At 59.9% G+C, this 19,552-nt stretch carries 17 protein-coding genes and 1 pseudogene; 10 read left to right on the top strand and 8 right to left on the bottom strand.

What is annotated here, in order from left to right; genetic code table 11:
• The first annotated feature begins 136 nt into the window (after window positions 1-136).
• Window positions 137-526, top strand: a complete 390-nt coding sequence (locus MO767_RS07585; protein ID WP_282480022.1) for a hypothetical protein — start codon at window positions 137-139, stop codon at window positions 524-526.
• On the opposite strand, the gene MO767_RS07580 is transcribed toward MO767_RS07585, so the two are convergent.
• Window positions 527-1,303, bottom strand: a complete 777-nt coding sequence (locus MO767_RS07580) for a TatD family hydrolase (protein ID WP_282480021.1) — start codon at window positions 1,301-1,303, stop codon at window positions 527-529.
• 3 nt (window positions 1,304-1,306) lie between these two features.
• On the bottom strand, window positions 1,307-2,302 hold the full coding sequence (cra, locus tag MO767_RS07575) for a catabolite repressor/activator (protein WP_282480020.1): 996 nt from the start codon (window positions 2,300-2,302) through the stop codon (window positions 1,307-1,309).
• A 301-nt stretch (window positions 2,303-2,603) separates the two neighbouring features.
• On the opposite strand from cra, the gene ptsP reads away from it, so the two are divergent.
• The 3 genes from ptsP to MO767_RS07560 are packed head-to-tail and all read left to right on the top strand — an operon-like array spanning window position 2,604 to window position 8,157.
• On the top strand, window positions 2,604-5,465 hold the full coding sequence (ptsP, locus tag MO767_RS07570) for a phosphoenolpyruvate--protein phosphotransferase (RefSeq protein ID WP_282480019.1): 2,862 nt from the start codon (window positions 2,604-2,606) through the stop codon (window positions 5,463-5,465).
• Window positions 5,465-6,406: a 1-phosphofructokinase gene (pfkB, locus tag MO767_RS07565; RefSeq protein ID WP_282480018.1), complete on the top strand. Its 942-nt coding sequence runs from the start codon at window positions 5,465-5,467 to the stop codon at window positions 6,404-6,406. Before ptsP ends, pfkB begins: the two co-directional genes overlap by 1 nt.
• An 11-nt stretch (window positions 6,407-6,417) precedes the next feature.
• Entirely contained in the window at window positions 6,418-8,157 is a 1,740-nt protein-coding gene (locus MO767_RS07560) for a PTS fructose-like transporter subunit IIB (RefSeq protein WP_282480017.1), read from the top strand.
• 218 nt (window positions 8,158-8,375) lie between these two features.
• On the opposite strand, the gene MO767_RS07555 is transcribed toward MO767_RS07560, so the two are convergent.
• The 4 genes and pseudogenes from MO767_RS07555 to MO767_RS07540 all read right to left on the bottom strand — a co-directional run.
• Window positions 8,376-8,636, bottom strand: coding sequence for a hypothetical protein (locus tag MO767_RS07555; RefSeq protein WP_256657678.1), 261 nt, complete (start codon window positions 8,634-8,636; stop codon window positions 8,376-8,378).
• Window positions 8,633-8,863 (bottom strand): hypothetical protein, encoded by a 231-nt coding sequence (locus MO767_RS07550; protein ID WP_129438571.1) that lies wholly within the window; start codon window positions 8,861-8,863, stop codon window positions 8,633-8,635. Before MO767_RS07550 ends, MO767_RS07555 begins: the two co-directional genes overlap by 4 nt.
• Complete coding sequence (locus MO767_RS07545; RefSeq protein WP_282480016.1) at window positions 8,860-9,126, bottom strand: colicin E3/pyocin S6 family cytotoxin; 267 nt, start codon at window positions 9,124-9,126, stop codon at window positions 8,860-8,862. Before MO767_RS07545 ends, MO767_RS07550 begins: the two co-directional genes overlap by 4 nt.
• Before the next feature lie 48 nt (window positions 9,127-9,174).
• Window positions 9,175-9,699, bottom strand: a pseudogene (locus MO767_RS07540) (S-type pyocin domain-containing protein); the annotation flags it as partial.
• Between the two features lie 516 nt (window positions 9,700-10,215).
• Here MO767_RS07540 and MO767_RS07535 point away from each other — a divergent pair.
• Together MO767_RS07535 and MO767_RS07530 are read left to right on the top strand one after the other, a co-directional pair.
• The gene (locus tag MO767_RS07535; protein ID WP_282480015.1) at window positions 10,216-10,509 is read left to right on the top strand and encodes a DUF6124 family protein; all 294 of its coding nucleotides are present in this window, start codon (window positions 10,216-10,218) and stop codon (window positions 10,507-10,509) included.
• 166 nt (window positions 10,510-10,675) lie between these two features.
• Window positions 10,676-12,217: an alkaline phosphatase D family protein gene (locus MO767_RS07530; RefSeq protein WP_282480014.1), complete on the top strand. Its 1,542-nt coding sequence runs from the start codon at window positions 10,676-10,678 to the stop codon at window positions 12,215-12,217.
• A 67-nt stretch (window positions 12,218-12,284) separates the two neighbouring features.
• Here the strand turns inward: MO767_RS07530 and MO767_RS07525 are convergent, their stop codons facing one another.
• Window positions 12,285-14,813, bottom strand: coding sequence for a sulfite reductase flavoprotein subunit alpha (locus MO767_RS07525; RefSeq protein WP_282480013.1), 2,529 nt, complete (start codon window positions 14,811-14,813; stop codon window positions 12,285-12,287).
• A 132-nt stretch (window positions 14,814-14,945) separates the two neighbouring features.
• Window positions 14,946-17,264: a TonB-dependent siderophore receptor gene (locus MO767_RS07520; RefSeq protein WP_282480012.1), complete on the bottom strand. Its 2,319-nt coding sequence runs from the start codon at window positions 17,262-17,264 to the stop codon at window positions 14,946-14,948.
• Window positions 17,265-17,469: 205 nt separating this feature from the next.
• On the opposite strand from MO767_RS07520, the gene MO767_RS07515 reads away from it, so the two are divergent.
• From MO767_RS07515 to MO767_RS07500, 4 genes are read left to right on the top strand one after another with little or no spacing between them, the layout of a single operon-like run.
• On the top strand, window positions 17,470-18,150 hold the full coding sequence (locus MO767_RS07515; protein WP_282480011.1) for a Fe2+-dependent dioxygenase: 681 nt from the start codon (window positions 17,470-17,472) through the stop codon (window positions 18,148-18,150).
• Entirely contained in the window at window positions 18,147-18,932 is a 786-nt protein-coding gene (locus tag MO767_RS07510) for a tetratricopeptide repeat protein (RefSeq protein WP_282480010.1), read from the top strand. Before MO767_RS07515 ends, MO767_RS07510 begins: the two co-directional genes overlap by 4 nt.
• Before the next feature lie 57 nt (window positions 18,933-18,989).
• Window positions 18,990-19,253: a ribbon-helix-helix protein, CopG family gene (locus MO767_RS07505; RefSeq protein WP_282480009.1), complete on the top strand. Its 264-nt coding sequence runs from the start codon at window positions 18,990-18,992 to the stop codon at window positions 19,251-19,253.
• Window positions 19,253-19,528 carry a type II toxin-antitoxin system RelE/ParE family toxin gene (locus tag MO767_RS07500; RefSeq protein WP_282480008.1) on the top strand — a complete coding sequence of 92 codons (276 nt, stop codon included), beginning with the start codon at window positions 19,253-19,255 and terminating at the stop codon, window positions 19,526-19,528. The genes MO767_RS07505 and MO767_RS07500 overlap by 1 nt, the downstream gene beginning before the upstream one ends.
• Window positions 19,529-19,552: the final 24 nt, after the last annotated feature.

Here is a 19,552-nt window from a genome sequence, read left to right as displayed (position 1 = left end):
GCATTTTTGATCGGAACAGTCTGTAGTACTTGTTTCAATTGCTGGTGGTATTTTTCCTGTTTTCCTCCGTCGTCTGGCTTTTCGTCTTTAATCAAGGAAGATCAATCACTTGGACCTGCCCTGAGGAGGCTTGGTTATGTCTGCTGCAACGATTGGAATCCAGGGTCATTGCGCTCATTGCGCGAGCACACTTGTGCTCGAGCCCTGGCAACTTAACGCCATTGCAATCAACGAAGCGTTCGCGTGTTCCCACTGCCAGAAAGCGTTGCAACTGAACGATCCGAAACAGATCAAGCGCTTCAAGTCCCTCGACTCCCTGGCATTGCTGCAGGCGAGCACGTTGGTCATGGTTTGCACCGCGTTGCTGGTGGCGTTGGTGTTGGAGTGGATCGGGATGTTCAGTGTCGTGGAGCAGCTGAATTTTTCGCTGTTGGCGATTTTCGTCTATTTCGCCGTCATGCGGTTTGCCCGGCATCGGCAGCACATGACGCTGACGCTGGAGGCCGCCAAGGCCCACTCCGACTGATTACCAGTTGAACAGCTCACAGGCATTGGCCGTGCTGGCAGCGGCCAATTGCTCAGGGCTGATCGCCATGATCCCGGCCAGTGCCGAGCAGATTGCCGGTAGGTGCGCCGGGCTGTTGCGTTGGCCGGGGAACATGGCGGGCGCCATGTCCGGAGAATCGGTTTCCAGTACCACTGATTCAAGCGGCAATTCGGCAAGCACACGATGCATGCGTAACGCCTGAGGCCAGGTCGCGGCACCCCCCAGACCCAGTTTGAAACCGAGCTTGATGTATTCGCGGGCTTCTTCTTTGCTGCCGGCGAAGGCATGAATGATCCCCGCGCGTTTCAAGCGAAACCGTTTAAGCGTGGCAATCACCGCCGCGTGGCTGCGTCGCACATGAATCAGCGTGGGAAGATTGAAGTCCGCCGCCAGTTGCAGTTGCGCATCGAACAGTACCTGTTGACGTTCACGGTCCAGGGTTTCGATAAAGTAATCCAGACCGATCTCGCCCACCGCGCACAACTGTCGATGGCCCGCTAGACGGCTCAGCCAGTCGCCGAGTGCCGTCAGGTCTTCGGGACGATGATCATCCAGATACACCGGATGCAAACCGAACGCCGCATACAGATCGGGGGCGCTTTGCACCAGATCCCAGACGCGCTGCCAGTTGGCGTTGTAAACCCCCAGCACCACCATCCGCCGCACTCCGAGGGCGCGGCTCTCGGCCAGCAGCGCCTGACGATCCTCGTCGAAGTCCGGAAAATCCAGATGAGTGTGGCTGTCGATCAGCTCCACGGTTCAGTCCTGGCGAATACGCTGCTTGAAGGTCCGCGCGATGGCCTGCACGCCAGGTCGGTAATCCGATTGCTCGATGGCGGCCAGCGCCAGTTCCAAGGACTTGTCGGCGATGAGTTGATGCTGCTGGGCCATGGCGTTGACCGGCAGCGGCAGGAAGTCCAGCAGCTGCGTGTCGCCGAAAGTGCCAAGTCGCAGCGGGCGGGTTTTGAGCGGGAAGTCGTGCAAGGCATCGAATACGCCCTGAAGCAGCACGTAGGACGTGGTCACCAGCGCATCCGGCAAATGACCCAGACGCTGTAGCAGTTCTTCCATCAACTGTTTGCCGCACTCACGGCTGAACGATTCGCCGTGCTCGATCAGCACCTCGCCTTTGAACCCGGCCAACGCTTCTTTGAAACCGCCCGCCCGCTCCTGGCTGATGCTCAGTTCGGGGCGTGCGCCGATCAGTGCGATCTGCTTGGGCAGCGGGTCCAGTAGACTGCGGGTCAGTTGCAGGCTGGCCTCGCGGTCATCACTGATTACCGAACAGAAATGTTCAGGCTCCATGACCCGGTCGATCGCGATGATCGGAATGCCCTTGGCCTGCAATTGGCGATAGCTGTCATCGCCGGCCGGCAGGCAACTGGCAACGATCAATGCATCGCAGCGTCGGGCCCGGAACAGTTTCAGCAATTGCCGTTCGCTGTCCGGCGCATCGTCGGAGCTGGCGATCAGCAGCTGATAGCCGCGAGCCCGGGCGCCTTGTTCCAGCAGTTTGGCGATTCGTGCGTAACTGGGGTTTTCCAGGTCCGGCAGAATGAAACCCAAGGTGCGGGTGTGCCGACTGCGCAGCCCGGCAGCCTGGGGATTGGGCGTAAAGCCATGTTGTTCGACGACAGCGCGCACGCGCTCGACGGTGGCGCTGCTGATACGTTGTTGTTCTGCCTTGCCATTGATGACATAGCTGGCGGTGGTAACGGACACACCGGCCAACTGGGCGATATCACTGAGTTTCAACCCGGGTTTTCCTTGTTTTTTCGAGCTTGCCTCGACATTTTCGCCAATCCTACCCGATTCAGGCAGACGACCATTGTCGCAGCACATCTGACAATTGGACTTCAAGGATGAGACATTATCGAGTAACGTGCCAATCATTCTAGATTAAACGTTTCAGCAAACGTATCTTCTACGTTATAGGCTCCTTTGCCGGTTCTGCCGCGAAACCGCCAAAACTGCCCCTGAAAAGGCGTGCCTAAGCGTCTAAGCTGAATCACTCAAAACAATACCTGGCGTCACAAGGCGCCAAAAAGGAGAAAGCATGCTCGAGCTCACCATAGAGCAGATATCCATGGGCCAGACGGCTGTGGATAAGTCCGCAGCGTTGCAGCTACTGGCGCAGCATCTGGTCACCGATGGCCTGGTGGCCGAGGGTTATCTCGCCGGGTTGCAGGCGCGCGAAGCCCAGGGCTCGACCTTTCTCGGTCAAGGTATTGCCATCCCCCACGGTACGCCAGAAACCCGCGATCTGGTTTTTTCCACCGGCGTGCGGCTGATGCAGTTTCCTGAAGGCGTAGACTGGGGCGACGGTCAGATCGTCTACCTGGCGATCGGTATTGCGGCCAAATCCGACGAACACCTGCGCTTGCTGCAACTGCTGACCCGTGCCCTCGGCGAAACCGACCTGGGCCAGGCGCTGCGTCGCGCCAGTTCCGCCGAAGCCTTGCTGAAACTGCTGCAAGGCGCGCCGCAAGAACTGGCGCTGGATGCGCAGATGATCGGCCTCGGTGTGTCCGCCGATGACTTCGAAGAGTTGGTCTGGCGCGGTGCACGTTTGCTGCGTCAGGCCGATTGTGTGAGCAATGGTTTCTCCGCCGTGTTGCAGCAGGTCGATGCGTTGCCACTGGGCGATGGCCTGTGGTGGTTGCACAGCGAGCAAACGGTCAAGCGTCCGGGCCTGGCCTTCGTCACGCCGGACAAGCCCATGCGTTACCTCGGCCAGCCGCTCAGCGGCCTGTTCTGTCTGGCGAGCCTCGGTGAAGCCCATCAGGCCTTGCTCGAACGCCTGTGTGCGTTGCTGATCGAAGGTCGCGGCCACGAATTGGGCCGCGCCACCAGCAGCCGTAAAGTCCTCGAAGTCCTGGGCGGTGAGCTGCCGGCGGATTGGCCGAGCGCTCGCATCGCCCTGGCCAACGCCCACGGTTTGCACGCGCGTCCGGCGAAGATCCTCGCGCAACTGGCGAAAAGTTTTGACGGCGAAATCCGTGTGCGCGTCGTCGATGGCCAGGACAGCGCTGTGTCGGTGAAGAGCTTGAGCAAACTGCTCAGCCTCGGCGCCCGTCGCGGTCAGGTGCTTGAATTTGTCGCCGAACCGAGCATCGCCGCCGATGCCTTGCCAGCCTTGCTGGCCGCCATCGAAGAAGGCCTCGGTGAAGAAGTCGAGCCGCTGCCAGCCGTGAGCCAGCAGCGCGAAGTGATTGCCGATGTGGCCGAAGTGGTCCTCGCGCCAGCCTCTGGCAGCCTGGTTCAGGCCATTGCCGCTGCACCGGGCATCGCCATCGGCCCGGCGCACATTCAAGTGCTGCAAACCATTGAGTACCCGCTGCGCGGTGAGTCTGCCGCGATCGAGCGCGAGCGTCTCCAACAGGCGTTGGCGGACGTGCGTCGCGACATCGAAGGCTTGATCGAACGCAGCAAGTCCAAGGCCATTCGCGAGATTTTCATCACTCACCAGGAAATGCTCGACGACCCGGAATTGACCGATGAAGTCGACACCCGTCTCAAGCAGGGCGAAAGCGCCGAAGCGGCGTGGATGGCGGTGATTGAGGCGGCGGCCAAGCAGCAGGAATCGCTGCAGGACGCCTTGCTTGCCGAGCGCGCCGCCGATTTGCGTGATATCGGCCGTCGAGTGCTGGCGCAACTGAGTGGCGTCGAAACCCCGAGCGAGCCGGAGCAACCATACATTCTGGTGATGGATGAAGTCGGTCCGTCCGATGTCGCCCGCCTTGATCCGGCGCGCGTCGCCGGCATCCTCACCGCCCGTGGCGGCGCCACCGCTCATAGCGCCATTGTCGCCCGAGCCCTCGGGATTCCGGCGCTGGTCGGCGCCGGCCCGGCCGTGTTGCTGCTGGCGCCGGGCACGCCGTTGCTGATTGACGGCCAACGCGGCCGCCTGCACGTGGACGCCGACGCGGCGACCTTGCAGCGCGCCACTGAAGAGCGCGACACCCGCGAGCAACGTCTGAAAGCGGCCGCCGAACAACGCCATCAACCGGCACTGACCACTGACGGCCATGCGGTCGAAGTGTTCGCCAACATCGGCGAAAGCGCCGGCGTGACCAGCGCAGTGGAGCAGGGCGCCGAAGGCATTGGCCTGCTGCGCACCGAACTGATTTTCATGGCCCACTCGCAAGCGCCGGACGAGGCAACCCAGGAAGTCGAATACCGTCGCGTCCTCGATGGTCTGGCCGGTCGGCCGCTGGTGGTGCGCACCCTCGACGTTGGTGGTGACAAACCGCTGCCGTATTGGCCGATCGCCAAAGAAGAAAACCCGTTCCTCGGCGTGCGTGGTATTCGGCTGACCCTGCAACGTCCGCACATCATGGAAGCGCAATTGCGTGCCTTGCTGCGCGCTGCGGACAACCGGCCATTGCGGATCATGTTTCCCATGGTCGGCAGCGTTGATGAGTGGCGCCAGGCGCGGGACATGACCGAACGTCTGCGTCTGGAAATTCCGGTTGCCGACCTGCAATTGGGGATCATGATTGAAGTGCCGTCGGCGGCATTGCTGGCGCCGGTGCTGGCCAAAGAGGTCGACTTCTTCAGCGTCGGCACCAATGACCTGACCCAATACACCCTGGCCATCGACCGTGGTCATCCGACCTTGTCGGCCCAGGCTGACGGCTTGCACCCGGCGGTGCTGCAACTGATCGACATCACCGTGCGCGCGGCGCATGCCCACGGCAAGTGGGTCGGCGTGTGCGGCGAGTTGGCGGCCGATCCGCTGGCGGTGCCGGTGCTGGTTGGTCTGGGTGTGGATGAGCTCAGTGTGTCGGGTCGCAGCATTGCCGAGGTCAAGGCGCGGGTTCGCGAACTCAGCCTGGCCCAGACCCGAATCCTTGCCCAACAGGCCCTGGCCGTGGGCAGCGCCAATGAAGTGCGCGCATTAGTGGAGGCCCTGTAATGGCCAAGATCCTGACCCTGACCCTCAACCCGGCGCTGGACCTTACGGTCCAGTTGCCGCTACTTGCCCCCGGCCAAGTCAACCGAAGCGACGAGATGCACACGCATGCCGCCGGTAAAGGCGTGAACGTGGCACAAGTGCTGGCGGACCTCGGGCATCAGCTCACGGTCAGCGGTTTCCTCGGGGAAGACAACCTTCAAGCGTTCGAAACGCTTTTCGCCAAACGCGGGTTTGTCGATGCGTTCATCCGTGTTCCGGGTGAGACGCGCAGCAACATCAAACTGGCGGAAAGCGATGGGCGCATCACCGACATCAACGGTCCCGGACCCTTGGTCAGTGAAGTCGCGCAGCAGGCGTTGCTTGATCGACTTGATCAGATAGCACCCGGGCATGACGCGGTCGTCGTTGCCGGCAGCCTGCCCCAAGGCATCAGCCCTCAATGGTTGCAGGCGTTGATTACGCGTTTGAAAAATCTCGGTCTGAACGTGGCGCTGGACACCAGTGGTGAAGCCTTGCGGGCGGCGCTCACGGCAGGCCCTTGGCTGATCAAGCCGAACACCGAAGAACTGGCCGATGTGTTGGGCTGCGAGGTGGTTTCGGTGGCTGCGCAAGCGCACGCCGCGAGCCGCTTGCACGCTCAAGGCATCGAGCACGTGGTGATCTCCGACGGCGCCGATGGCGTGAACTGGTTCAGTGTCGGCTCGGCGATGCATGCCACGCCGCCCAAGGTCAGTGTCGTCAGCACAGTGGGCGCAGGCGATTCGTTGCTGGCCGGCATGCTCCACGGTTTGCTCAGCGCCGACACGCCGGAACAGACCTTGCGCACCGCCACGGCGATTGCCGCGATGGCGGTCACCCAGATCGGTTTCGGTATTGGCGACGCCACGCAGTTGGCGCGGCTCGAACAGGGCGTGCGCATGCGCACCCTGACAGAACAATAAGAGGGTTTGTCATGAAGTTAGCCATTGTTACGGCCTGCCCGAACGGCATGGTCACCAGTGTGCTGTGCGCCCGTTTGCTTGATGCAGCGGCCCAGCGTCAGGGCTGGAGCACCAGTGTCGAAGTCAACGATGCCGCGCACCCTGAACGCCAATTGTCGGCGGCCACGATCGAGGCCGCCGAGTGGGTGTTGCTGGTGACCAGCGCGCCGGTGGATATGTCGCGATTCGTCGGCAAGCGGGTGTTCCAGAGTACCCCGGCGCAAGCCCTGCAAGATGTTGAAGCGGTGCTGCGTCGCGGGGCCGAAGAGGCTCAGGTTTACGTCGCCCCCGACGCCGTGGTCGAGCCTGTCGCCCCCGTAAAAAACGCCCCGCGTTTGGTTGCGATTACGGCGTGCCCGACCGGCGTCGCTCACACCTTCATGGCCGCTGAAGCCTTGCAGCAAGCGGCCAAGCGTTTGGGCTACGACCTGCAAGTGGAAACCCAGGGCTCAGTCGGTGCGCGCAATCCGTTGAGTGCAGCGGCGATTGCCGATGCGGACGTGGTGCTGCTGGCCTGCGATATCGAAGTCGCCACCGAGCGTTTCGCCGGCAAGAAAATTTACCGTTGCGGCACCGGCATCGCCCTCAAACAAGCCGAAGCGACGCTGAACAAAGCGTTGGCCGAAGGCACGCAGGAAACCGCTTCGAGCGGTGCCAAAGGCCCGGCCAAGCAAGAGAAAACCGGCGTCTACAAACACCTGCTGACCGGCGTGTCGTTCATGCTGCCGATGGTGGTGGCGGGCGGTCTGATGATCGCCTTGTCGTTCGTGTTCGGCATCACTGCGTTCAAGGAGCCGGGCACATTGGCGGCGGCGCTGATGCAGATCGGTGGCGAGACCGCGTTCAAGCTGATGGTGCCGCTGCTGGCGGGTTACATCGCCTACTCGATCGCAGACCGTCCGGGCCTGGCGCCGGGGATGATTGGTGGTCTGCTGGCAAGTACCCTGGGGGCCGGTTTCATCGGTGGGATCATTGCCGGTTTCATCGCCGGTTATGCGGCGCAGGCGATCAACCGTTATGCGCGCTTGCCGCAAAGTCTTGAGGCGCTGAAACCGATCCTGATCATCCCGTTGCTGGCGAGTCTGTTCACTGGTCTGGTGATGATCTACGTGGTGGGCAAACCGGTGGCCGGGATGCTCGAAGGCCTTACGCATTTCCTCGACAGCATGGGCACCACCAACGCGATTCTGCTCGGTGTGTTGCTGGGTGGGATGATGTGCGTCGACCTTGGCGGGCCGATCAACAAAGCCGCGTATGCATTCTCGGTGGGGCTGCTGGCGTCGCAAAGTTATGCACCGATGGCCGCGACCATGGCGGCCGGCATGGTGCCGCCGATTGGCTTGGGCATCGCTACGTTTATCGCGCGACGCAAGTTTGCTCAGACCGAACGCGAGGCCGGTAAAGCGGCGTTGGTATTGGGGTTGTGCTTCATCTCGGAAGGTGCGATTCCGTTTGCCGCCAAGGACCCGCTGCGGGTGATTCCGGCGAGCATTGCCGGTGGTGCGCTGGCCGGTGCGTTGTCGATGTATTTCGGCTGCAAACTGATGGCGCCGCACGGCGGGTTGTTCGTACTGGCGATCCCGAATGCGATCAACCATGCGCTGCTTTATTTACTGGCGATTGTGGCCGGGAGTTTGCTGACGGCGGTGGTGTATGCGGTGCTCAAGCGGCCGGAGGTCGTTGAGCTGGCCATAGAGCCAGTCAGCGCCTGACACCACACCCTGTGGGAGCCGAGCTTGCTCGCGATGACGGACTGACATTCAGCAATTATGTTGGCTGTCAGACCGCTTTCGCGAGCAAGTCGGATCGCCGCACCGCCGCTCCCACAAGGGATCTGCGGTGTTGGCAGATTTCTGTGTCATGTCCCGGTAACGTCGCCATGCTGCATTTTTCTTTAAATCCAGGCCCTGAGTTGCGCGCCATTCAAGGCTCACTCGTAGCTGCTGAGATACAGCATTAGTTCCTTGGGGAGTTCAATCATTGCGAGATTCTCAATGGCTGTAACCTGCTTGGCGGATAGTCGATGGCTTGCCATGGCATCCTCTTCTTCATGCCAAGCCATTATTGGCTTCAGGGCATCCGTTGTAATGGACCGGGACAAATCCATCTCGAATACAGCCAAGTCATCGTTTTCAGGTATTCCGTAAATCTGAAACTTCAGTTCGTATTTCATGGCGGTGGAGTAAATCAATCAACGCACACCAACTGCACGATGTGGTTTGCGTCTCCCAGGATCTTGCCAGTCCAGGTTTCAAGTGTTTGCACTTGTTCTGGAGAAAGGTCGTAGCCATCAAACTCATCCTCTGGTGTTTGCCAATCCATTAGTTTTGCTAGCTCTTCGTGACGGCTTTTGGGTATTTCCACACTCAGGAGAAGTTCCTCACTGTGTCTGTCGAAGACCTCTATTACGTGTTTCATTTTTCTACTTTCCTAGACGGGTCAGCTGGCTTGGTTTGCTCCCCTGTTTGCGGGTCGTACTCCCCAAGGTGTTTTCCTTGCTTGGTGTACATCTCAACGGTGCCATGTTGCGAGTCCCACTCATAAATCCTTCCTGAGGGATCTTTCCATCGCCGACGTTTTTTACCACCACCACGCACTGAAGTTTTTAACGGAGCAGGTTTTATATCTGGAAAAGCCGGGAGTGTCGTAGGAGCAGGGCGGTATTTGTAGTCTCCAGGCACACTCAGAACAATATAGATCGGCTCAAGTCCAGCATCTGCAGGGAATCAGATGATCGCATCCTGATACTCGGGCGGATGCTCGGGGTTCACTAGTGCTTTATTGGCTTGCTCGGTGGGCGGGTACACCCATACAGACGGTAGTTGCGGGGCGCCTTCCAATGCAGGAATTCCTAGTACAACGTCTGGATTCGCTGCTGGCGTCCAAGTCAGGCCAATCCCGTTACCGATGTCAGCAACAAACTTCTCGCCTTCTTGAGTGGCCTTGATAACCGGGACAAACTCCCAGTCTTTTTTCCCGCCTGTGTAAAAGCCGTAAGCGTTGACTGAGCTATCCGGCAATGTCTTCACGTTGATGCGCACAAGGGTTCGCCCCGCCTCCAGCGTCGCGTATTGCTCGTTTTTGTAGAAGGCGCTGTCGGGTGAAAGGCTGGTGTTCGGCATTAATAGCGCAACTGTCCCGACCGCTGCACCAGTCGCCACAACGGCTGATCCTGTTAGTAGACGCAGTGCAAGAGAACCGCCGAGACGTTGGGATATGACGCCGCCCGTTGCCGAGGACCCCACCAGTACCACCGCCATGCTCCCAGACTTGCGGGATGTCCTTGTTGCGAGCCATAGGCGTCCTGTTCTGAGTATGGCTGGGGAGCCTCGAACCTACTTGGCTCGCTCAGGGCTGGTGTTAGGACGTTTCCCAAATATGGCGCTGAAATTTCCTATTCCTTGAAAGGGCCGGGAGCTGCGATGTTTTGCATCAAAGTGCCGTCGTCCTGGGGCTACAGAACGTTGCGTCGTTGCCTACAACTGCGCCAGAATCCGCCGGCTTGTGCGCTTTGGGGGCCATCGGTAACTTGACTCCCGTCACTGCCCTTCAGTGATCGGGTTTAGTAGCCCGCCCTTCTCCTTCCTAAATGGCTGCACAAGCGTCATTCAGTCAGACATTCGTCTGCACTTGATGGTAGCTGTGCGCATGGCGCCCCCGGGTGCGCCGGATTTTGGGTAGGTGTCCGGTCTACTAACTTGCGCACAGCTGCCACCCTTCCGTTTAGTAGCGAGACAGGTTGCGGCACTACTAGCAGGAATACCTTCCCAATGTTTAAGCCAACACCAAATCCGCCGGACACCGATCTGGCTGCTCCATCCGAATCAATCGATTCCCAAACACGCATCCCCAGCAAAATCTTCTTCATCGCCCCCGAAACCGACAACCGGACGTTTTTGGAATACGCCTGTGAATCGCTGGCCTCAGCAAATGTCATGGCGAGTGATTTCGCGAGATTTCTGCAAGGATCGCAGTGCAACACACTGCTGGGGATTCAGCAGTCCATCATGTTGGGAGAACTCGCAGTAAACCGGGTGCTGGATAACCTCGATCCGCCCGGCTAGCCGCGGGATACTGTGGGAGCGAGCTTGCTCGCGATGACGGTTTAACATTCAAAGAAATTGGTGACTGTTGCGCCGCTATCGCGAGCAAGCTCACTCCTACAGGGATCGTATTTTCACATCAGCGTCATGCGTACATGCTTAAGTTTTCCTTTTCAGGGAGAACACCATGAGCGAATTCGACCTCGGTCGCCGTCGTGTCATACAAGCCGTCGGTGCCGGGCTGTTGTTGCCAGGCCTGGCGCCGGCGGTCATTGCCTCGGTCAAGGATCGGCCGCAACTCACCGATGGCGTGCAGTCCGGCGACGTGCTGGGCGATCGGGCGATGATCTGGAGCCGCTGTGATCGCCCGGCGCGAATGGTGGTGGAGTGGGACACCCGCAGCCTGTTCAGTAACCCTCGTCGTTTTGTCTCGCCATTGGCCGTGTCCAATACTGATTTCACTGCCCGGGTCGAACTCACTGGCCTGCCCGCGGACCAGGCGATTTTTTACCGTGTGCACTTCGAGGATGCCCAGAGCGGCGTCGCCAGCGAACCCTGGTTCGGCCATCTGCGCAGCGTGCCGCAAACCCGTCGCGACCTCCGTTTCGTCTGGAGTGGCGACACCGCCGGCCAGGGCTTCGGCATCAACCCGGACATCGGCGGCATGCGCATCTACGAAGCCATGCGGTTGCGCCTGCCAGACTTCTTTATCCACAGCGGCGACACCATCTACGCCGACGGTCCCATACCTGCGCAGCTCACCACAGAGAGCGGCCGCGTGTGGCGCAACATCACCACTGAAGCCAAGAGCAAAGTCGCCGAAACCCTCGATGAATATCGCGGCAATTACCGCTACAACCTGATGGACGAAAACATTCGCCGCTTCAACGCCGAGGTCCCGCAGATCTGGCAATGGGACGATCATGAAGTGGTCAACAACTGGTCGCCGGGCAAGCAGTTGGATGATCGCTACAAGAGCAAAGATATCCACAGCCTGGTCGATCGCGCGCGTCAGGCCTGGCTCGAATACGCACCCATGAGGTTGCAGAGCGCCGATGGCGGCGGGCGGATTTATCGCAAGCTCGGTTACGGTCCGTTGCTCGATGTGTTCGTGCTCGATATGCGCAGCTATCGCGGGGCCAATGACGCCAACCTCGGTGACGCAAAACCGTTTCTCGGACGTGAACAACTGGACTGGCTCAAACGTGAGTTGAAGGCCTCCAAGGCCCAGTGGAAAGTCATTGCTGCTGATATGCCGATTGGCCTCGGTGTGCCGGATGGCGAAGTCAGCCCCGGAGTGCCGCGCTGGGAAGCGGTGGCCAATGGCGAACCGGGACCGGCCCAGGGGCGAGAGCTGGAAATCGCTGAATTGTTGGGTTTTCTGCGGGCGCAGCAGGTGCGCAATTTTGTCTGGCTGACGGCGGATGTGCATTACTGCGCAGCGCACCATTACCACCCGGACCGTGCGGCGTTTCAGGATTTCGAGCCGTTCTGGGAGTTTGTCGCCGGGCCTTTGAACGCGGGGAGTTTCGGGCCTGATTCGCTGGATAAGACCTTTGGTCCCGAGGTGGTGTTCGAGAAAGCACCACCGGCACAGAACACCTCGCCGTTTGCCGGGTTTCAGTTTTTTGGTGAGGTGAATATTGATGGGCAGACGGGGGAGATGAGTGTGGTGTTGCGGGATTTGGATGGGGTCTCTGTTTTCGAACAGAAATTGCAGCCGGTTTGAAATGAAATCGCGAGCAGACACCAGATCCCTGTGGGAGCGAGCAAGCTCGCACAGGGATTGTGATGGGTCAGTACACGTCGCGGCGATAGCGACCTTGCTCGATCAGGCGGTCGACCTCTGAAATTCCGAGTATTTCGTTGAGTACGTGGTCCACGCCTGAAGCCATCCCCTGCAAGCTGCCGCAGATGCAGATGACGGCGCCGTCGGCCAGCCATTGCTTCAGCAAGTCAGCCGACTCACGCAAGCGATCCTGCACGTAGATCTTCTCGGCCTGATCCCGCGAGAACGCCAGGTCCAGCCGCTCCAGATCTCCCGAAATCAACCACTCCTCAAGCTCATCGCGACACAGATAGTCATGCTCGCGATTGCGTTCGCCGAACAACAGCCAATGACGCTGCTGCCCATCGGCGATCCGCGCCTTGAGCAAACTGCGCAGCCCGGCCAGACCGGTGCCATTGCCCAACAGGATCATCGGCACCGGTTCGACCGGCAGGTGGAAACCGCTGTTGCGCCGTACGCGCAGGCTGATGGTGCCGCCCACCGGGGCGTGTTCGGTCAGCCAGCCGGAGCCGACACCCAGGCTGCCGTCAGGATGCAGTTCCTGGCGCACGATCAGTTCGAGTACGCCATCGGCGGCGATCGAGGCGATGGAGTATTCGCGCATGGCCAACGGCACCAGCGCATCCACCAGCGCCTGGGCATGCAGGCCGACCAGGTGGGTTCTGTTTTCCGGCAGTTGTCGACTGGCGAGGGCTTGCTCCAGCGGTTGCGACAGGCCATCGAGCGCAACCGTGGCCCGACCGTCAATGCCCAGGCCATCGAGGAAATGTTCGATCGCTAACGAGCAATTGCGCGGCAGCACTTCCACCAGGTCACCGGCCAGCCAACTGCTGGTGGTGGGAGCGGTGAGGCCGAGCAAGTAAACGCCCGAACCGCTGCTGTCAGGGTTGAGCAACTCGCGGCGGGTCAGGTTCCAGTTGTCATAGCTTGGCGCTTGCCAGGTGTCCACGGGCGCCTGTCCGGTCAGCAGACCCAGTTGCTGCTGCCAGTGACGCAAGGCGTAAGGGTCGCCGCTGTCGACCTCCACCGGCGCGAACAGGGTCTTGCCGCCGTGCTCGCCGAGCCACGTGTGCAAGCGTCGGGCGAATCCGCAGAAGTGCTGATACTGCCGATCACCGAGGCCGAGTACGGCGTAGTTCAGGCTTTCCAGGCTCAACGTCCGGGCCAGCACTTTGCGCTCAAACCCTCGGGCGCTGTCCGGCGCTTCACCGTCGCCGAAGGTGCTGACCACGAACAGCGCATTGCTGGAGTCACGCAAGTCTTGCTCACTGACGTCCGCCAGCGGCTGAACTTTCACCGGCAGGCCCGCCGCCTGCAATTGCCCGGCGGTCTGCCACGCCAGTTGCTCGGCAAAGCCGCTCTGGCTGGCGAAGCCGATCAGCCAAGCCGGTGCGTCGCTACCCGGTTGTGCGAGGTCTTTGCGGGCCTCCTTGATCTGCTTTTTCTTGCGTCGACGATCGAGGTACAACAACCAGCCAGTGACGAAAAACAGCGGCATCGTCAGTGCGCTGATCGTCAGGATGATCCGCCCGATGATTCCGAAATAGCTGCCGACGTGCAGCGCGTAAATGCTGGTCAGCAGTTGCGCCTTGAGGCTCTTGTCGCTGTAGCGGTCATGCCGGGCGACGATGCCGGTTGCCGGGTCCAGCGTGATCTGGTTCAGCGCCCGGTCATGGGGCGAGCTGTTCAACAGATAGAACACGGTGGCAGGCTGCCCGGCCACAGGCGGCATGCGGATGTTGTAGGCACTCAGTGCCGGGCCGGCGGCGCTGTAGATGCTGCTCCACATCGCGGCGTAATCGGCGGTGGGCGCCGGGCCGCTTGGTGCAGGGCCGCGACCGCTGCGAACGCGCTCGTTTTGCGGTGAGTCGGAAAGCAATCGGGTCAGGCCCTTGTTGTACCACTCATAGGACCAGGACAACCCGGTGAGCGCTGCCAGGAGGTAAAACACCAGGCACCAGGTACCGGCCACCGAATGCAAATCCCAGTTGAAGCTGCGGCCTTTTTTCTTCCAGTCGAGGGTCAGCCAGGCACGCCAGCTTTTCCACTGACGCGGCCAGCGCAGGTAAAGACCGGACAGGCAGAAGAACAGCAGAATCAGCGTGCACGCGCCGGTGATTTGCCGACCGGTATCGCCCATGGCGAGGAAGCGGTGCAGTTGCAGCATCAGGCCGAAGAAATCCTGGCCAGTAGCGTCGCCCATGAACTCGGCGGTGTACGGGTCGAAGTAGCGCATCTGCCCGCGGCGCTCGCCCGGTGGCGGGGTAAAGATTACCCGTGCCGCGTTGCCGCTGTCGGTCTCGACCCAGAGCATCGAGACTTTCTTGCCCGAGGCACCCTCGATTTTTTCCACCAGTTCGGCGGGCGGCAGGACGCCGGCGACCTGCTTCTCGAGCTGCAGCACAGAAGGGTTCAGCGCGCGCAGGATTTCATCCTGAAACGACACCGTCGCCCCGGTGATGCCCATCAGGGCCAGGACCAGTCCGGCGCTGATGCCGAAAAACCAGTGCAACTGGAACAGGGTTTTCTTCAACACGTCGCTCGCCTTGTTCGTTCGAAAATAATAATCACGGCGCGCATTATGCCGTGGGTTGTCGAGAAACATTCCTTTTTACGCACAAAAGCCCCGTTCACCTGGATGAACGGGGCCACGGTCTTCACGCTTCTATCAGAAGTGGAAGTTGGTGCTCAGCAATGCCGTACGGCCCGCCGCCTGGTTGGCGAAGTGGGTCGAGAAAGCTTTGTCGTAGTAGGTTTCATCGGTCAGGTTCTGCACGTTCAGTTGCAGGTCGACGTTTTTGCTCAGCTTGTACGCGGCCATTGCGTCGTAACGAACGTAGGAATCAACCATGGTGGTGTTGGCCACGCTGCCGAACACATCATCGACATAAAACGCACCGCCACCGATGGTCAGCTTCGGCGTGACCTGATAAGTCGTCCACAAGCTGGCACTGTTTTTCGGTGTGTTAGGCAGCTCGTTGCCTTCGGTGGCGCGGTTCAGCGGGCCGCCATCGATCTGCTCGCTGTCCATGTATGCGTAACCGGCGAACACTTGCCATTTGTCGGTGATCTTGCCGCTGGCCGACAGTTCGATACCTTGAACGCGGGTTTTGCCGGCGTTTTCATAGGCGGTTGTGTCGACTTGAACGCGAGCGTTTTCTTTCTCGGTGCGGAAGATGTCAGCGGTCAACGACAGGCGATCGTTCAGCAGGTCCCACTTGGTACCGATTTCGTAGTTCTTGGTGGTTTCCGGCTCCATGTCGCTTTTGAGCAGGTTACCGTTGCGGTCCGGCGTGCCACCCAGCGGGTTGCCTTCCTGACCTTCGCCCAGGGTGTTGCCCGGTGGCGTGGCGGACGTCGCGTAGGACGCATAGATGCTGCCATTTTCTGCGGGCTTGTAGACCACGCCGAACTGCCCGGTAACGAACTCGCTCGTATCGTCGCCTTTGGAGGTGGTTGTGCCGGCAGCGGTGAAGGTTTTGTATTCGGTGTCGAAATGGTCATAACGCAGACCCATGTTCACCAGCCATTGTTCGGACAATTCCAGCGTGTCGAACACATACAGAGCATAGGTGTTGGCTTTGGTGTCGGTGCCAGCGTAGTTACGCGAGATTGCACCGTTCCATGGGTCGTTCGGGTTCGGGTTGGACAGCGAGGTGCAGTTGTAGCCGCTCGGCGCACCAATCAACGCCGGCGAGCAGTTGGTGGTCGCGGCAGCTGTTCCCGGGGTGGTGTCGGTGTTGACGTTATACGAGGACTTTTCGCTTTCCTCGCGGCTCAACTCGATACCGGTAGAGAAGCTGTTTTTGAATCCGGCGATGTAGACGTCGCCAAACAGATCGGTCTGGTTGGTGGTGGTTTCGGTGTTGCTGACCCGGGTGTTGGCCCGACGCCAGACGCTGCCGTTGTTGACGTTGCCCTTGCTGTCGTCCGGCTGGGTCAGGATGTAGTCCTGCATGCTGGTGCCGTGGCGCAGGGTGTTCTTGACGGTCAGCGCGTCGCTCAGGTCGTGCTCGATGGCGATGGTTGCGGTGTCGGTGCGACCCTTGCGGAAGTCGCGGCCGTCGAGACCGTAGAAGTTGCTGCTGTCGCCGCCATCGTCAGGCTTGTCCGGGTTGGACCTGCTGCGAGCCGTCGAGCCCGCGACCGGAATGCTGTAGGGAATGCCGGAATCTGGCGTGTCGTTGCTTTCCAGGTGGTAGTAGTCGAGGTTGACGCGAGTGTCGGTGCCCAGGCCGAAGGCCAGCGACGGTGCGATGCCCCAGCGATCGTAATCGACAGTGTCACGGCCGGCGACGTTGCTTTCGTGACTCATCAGGTTCAGACGGCCAGCGGCGGTGTCGGTGAACTGATAGTTGCCATCCATGGTGTAACGCTGGGTCTGGTCGGAACCCCAGGTGAAACCGCCATCGAGCGAATTACCAAGGTGCGCCTTTTTGCTCACCAGGTTGATGCTGCCACCGGCAGCGCCACGGCCGCCCATGGCCGAGTTCGGGCCTTTGCTGACTTCGATCGACTCAACGGCGAAGATCTCGCGGCTCTGCGAACCGGTATCGCGCACGCCGTCCAGATAAGTATCGCCTTGGGCATCGAAGCCGCGGATGAATGGGCGGTCGCCTTGCGGGTTTCCGCCTTCACCGGCACCGAAGGTTATGCCTGGAACAGTGCGCAGCGCGTCCTGCATGTTGAGGGCGCCAGTGTCCTTGAGCACTTGTTGCGGGATGACGGTGATCGAACGCGGCGTGTCCACAAGCGGTGCGGTGTACTTGGGCGAGGAGGCTTTTTCGACGTTGTAGGAAGTCTCGTCCTGGGCCTCGCCGGTGATAGCGGTAGCGCCCAGGGAAATCACGTTGCTCGGTGCTTTTTCGTCAGCTTTTTCCGCCGCGAAAACCATGTGGCCCGCAGAACCGGCAGTAATCGCCATGCCGATGGCCGATGCGAGCAAACGTGGTGAACTGACCGGTACTTGTGGTTGTTGACGTGACATTTGAATTCCCCTCCCCAAGGATTTGAGGCCGCGGAATATAGGGTAAACAGGTATTTGTATCAATTGCGAAACGTTACTATTCGCGATGAATTTACATTCTTTACAATTTACCCTTACGCTTTTTGCTGTCTCGTTCGTCATGGGGTTTTACAGAGTCAATAAGAATCAATACCATTGCCGCCTCTTTGTCTTCAGGTGTCATCCCATGCTGCTGCACATTCCCGGCGTGTTCGCGAAAGAAGAAGTGCAGCGCATCCGCGAGGCTCTGGAGCAGGCAGATTGGGCGGACGGCAAGATCACCGCCGGCTACCAGTCGGCCAAGGCCAAGCACAATCTGCAGCTGCCGGAAGGTCATCCGCTGGCCAAGGAAGTCGGCGCGGCGATGCTGGAACGGCTGTGGAAAAATCCGCTGTTCATGTCAGCCGCGTTGCCGCACAAAGTCTTCCCTCCGTTACTGAACTGTTACACGGCCGGCGGCAGTTTCGATTTTCACATCGACAACGCCGTGCGCCAGCCCAAGGGCAGCATCGAGCGGGTGCGCACCGATTTGTCGGCCACTCTGTTCTTCAGCGAACCGGACGACTACGACGGCGGCGAGCTGGAAATCCAGGACACCTTCGGCACCCAACGGGTGAAGTTGCCGGCCGGGGACATGGTTCTGTACCCCGGCACCAGCCTGCACAAAGTCAACGCCGTGACGCGCGGCACGCGCTTCGCCTCGTTCTTCTGGACTCAAAGCCTGGTGCGCGAAGACAGCCAGCGCGCCTTGCTGTTCGAGATGGACGGGGCGATCCAGCAGCTGACCCAGGACATGCCCGACCACCCTTCGCTGATTCGCCTTACGGGCACTTATCACAACCTGTTGCGTCGTTGGGTTGAGGTATGAGTTATCAACTGCGTCGCGAGGAAGTCCTCGATGGTGATCGGCTCAAAGCCATGCTTGACGAAAGCCCGGCGCGCGCGGCACAGGCGATTCTGATCGCCGCCCGCGAAGGTGTACTCGATGCTCAGGCTTTGCTCGGGCAGATTCTGCTGGACGGGCAGGGCATCGAGAAGGATCCGCCGCTGGCCGTGCGCTGGTTTGACATCACCGCTCAGCGTGGACATTTGATGGCGCGCAACATGCTCGGTCGTTGTCATGAGCATGGCTGGGGGTGTGTGGCTGATGCTTCGACCGCTGCCGAGCATTATCGCCAGGCTGCCGAAGCCGGACTGGATTGGGCGATGTACAACTACGCAAACCTGCTGGCCACCGGGCGCGGGGTGATCGAGGATCAGTTGCAAGCACTGAGTTTGTATCGCTGCGCGGCTGAACTGGGCCACGCCAAGTCCATGAACCTGCTGGGACGTTATCTGGAAGACGGGCGGGTGTGTCCCGCAGATCCGCAAGCTGCGCGTTACTGGTATCGACGTTCGGCACTCGGCGGGGATTTTCGCGGGCAGTTCAGTTATGCCGCCGTGCTGGCGGATGAAGGCAATATCGACGAGGCGCTAGTCTGGTTACGCAAAGCATTGGCTGTGGGGAATCTGAATTTCTTGCGGGTGGCGAGTCAGGCGCTGTCGAGCGCATCGAACCCACACATTCGTGAATTGGCATCCCTTTATCATCAACGCTTCATTCAGCTGAACGATGAACGGGATGTCCTGAGGGTTGTTGAGTTGGTTTAAATCACTATGATTGAAAAATAATCACATCTCATCAAGTAGCTTCCTGGAGACGAAATCATGGCTGCGACCAAAGTACTGACTGCCCATGTGCCCATGGAGCTTGCCGATAAAGTCGATCAGATGGCCGCGAAGATGGAGCGTTCACGGGGCTGGATTGTGAAGCAGGCGCTTGCCGACTGGATCGATTTGGAAGAAGAGCGCAGCCGTCTGACTCGCGAGGCAATGGCTGACGTTGATGCCGGACGGGTGATTGATCATCAATCTGTCCAGGCGTGGGCAGAAAGTTTGAGTACTGAAAATCCGTTACCGGTGCCGCGCTAATGGAGTTGAGGTGGACCAGTAAAGCGTTATCGGATCTTGCCCGGCTTTTTGAGTTTCTTGCAGTGGTCAATCGTCCTGCGGCAGCTCGTACTGTGCAATCCCTCACTGAGGCTCCCACGGCCTTACTCAGCAATCCGCGAATCGGAGAGCGAGTCGACGAGTTTGAACCGCGAGATGTGCGACGACTTTTGGTCGGTCATTACGAAATGCGGTATGAGATTCAAGGCTCCACGCTCTACATCCTTCGTCTGTGGCATGTACGAGAACACCGATAACCGCTGCTCCGACAGCCTGGAACG

Origin of the sequence: Pseudomonas sp. UYIF39 (assembly GCF_029963765.1) — a bacterium.
In the GTDB taxonomy this organism is placed as follows: domain Bacteria; phylum Pseudomonadota; class Gammaproteobacteria; order Pseudomonadales; family Pseudomonadaceae; genus Aquipseudomonas.
Note: the sequence above shows the minus strand (reverse complement) of the source record. Positions and strands in the feature narration are given on the sequence as shown.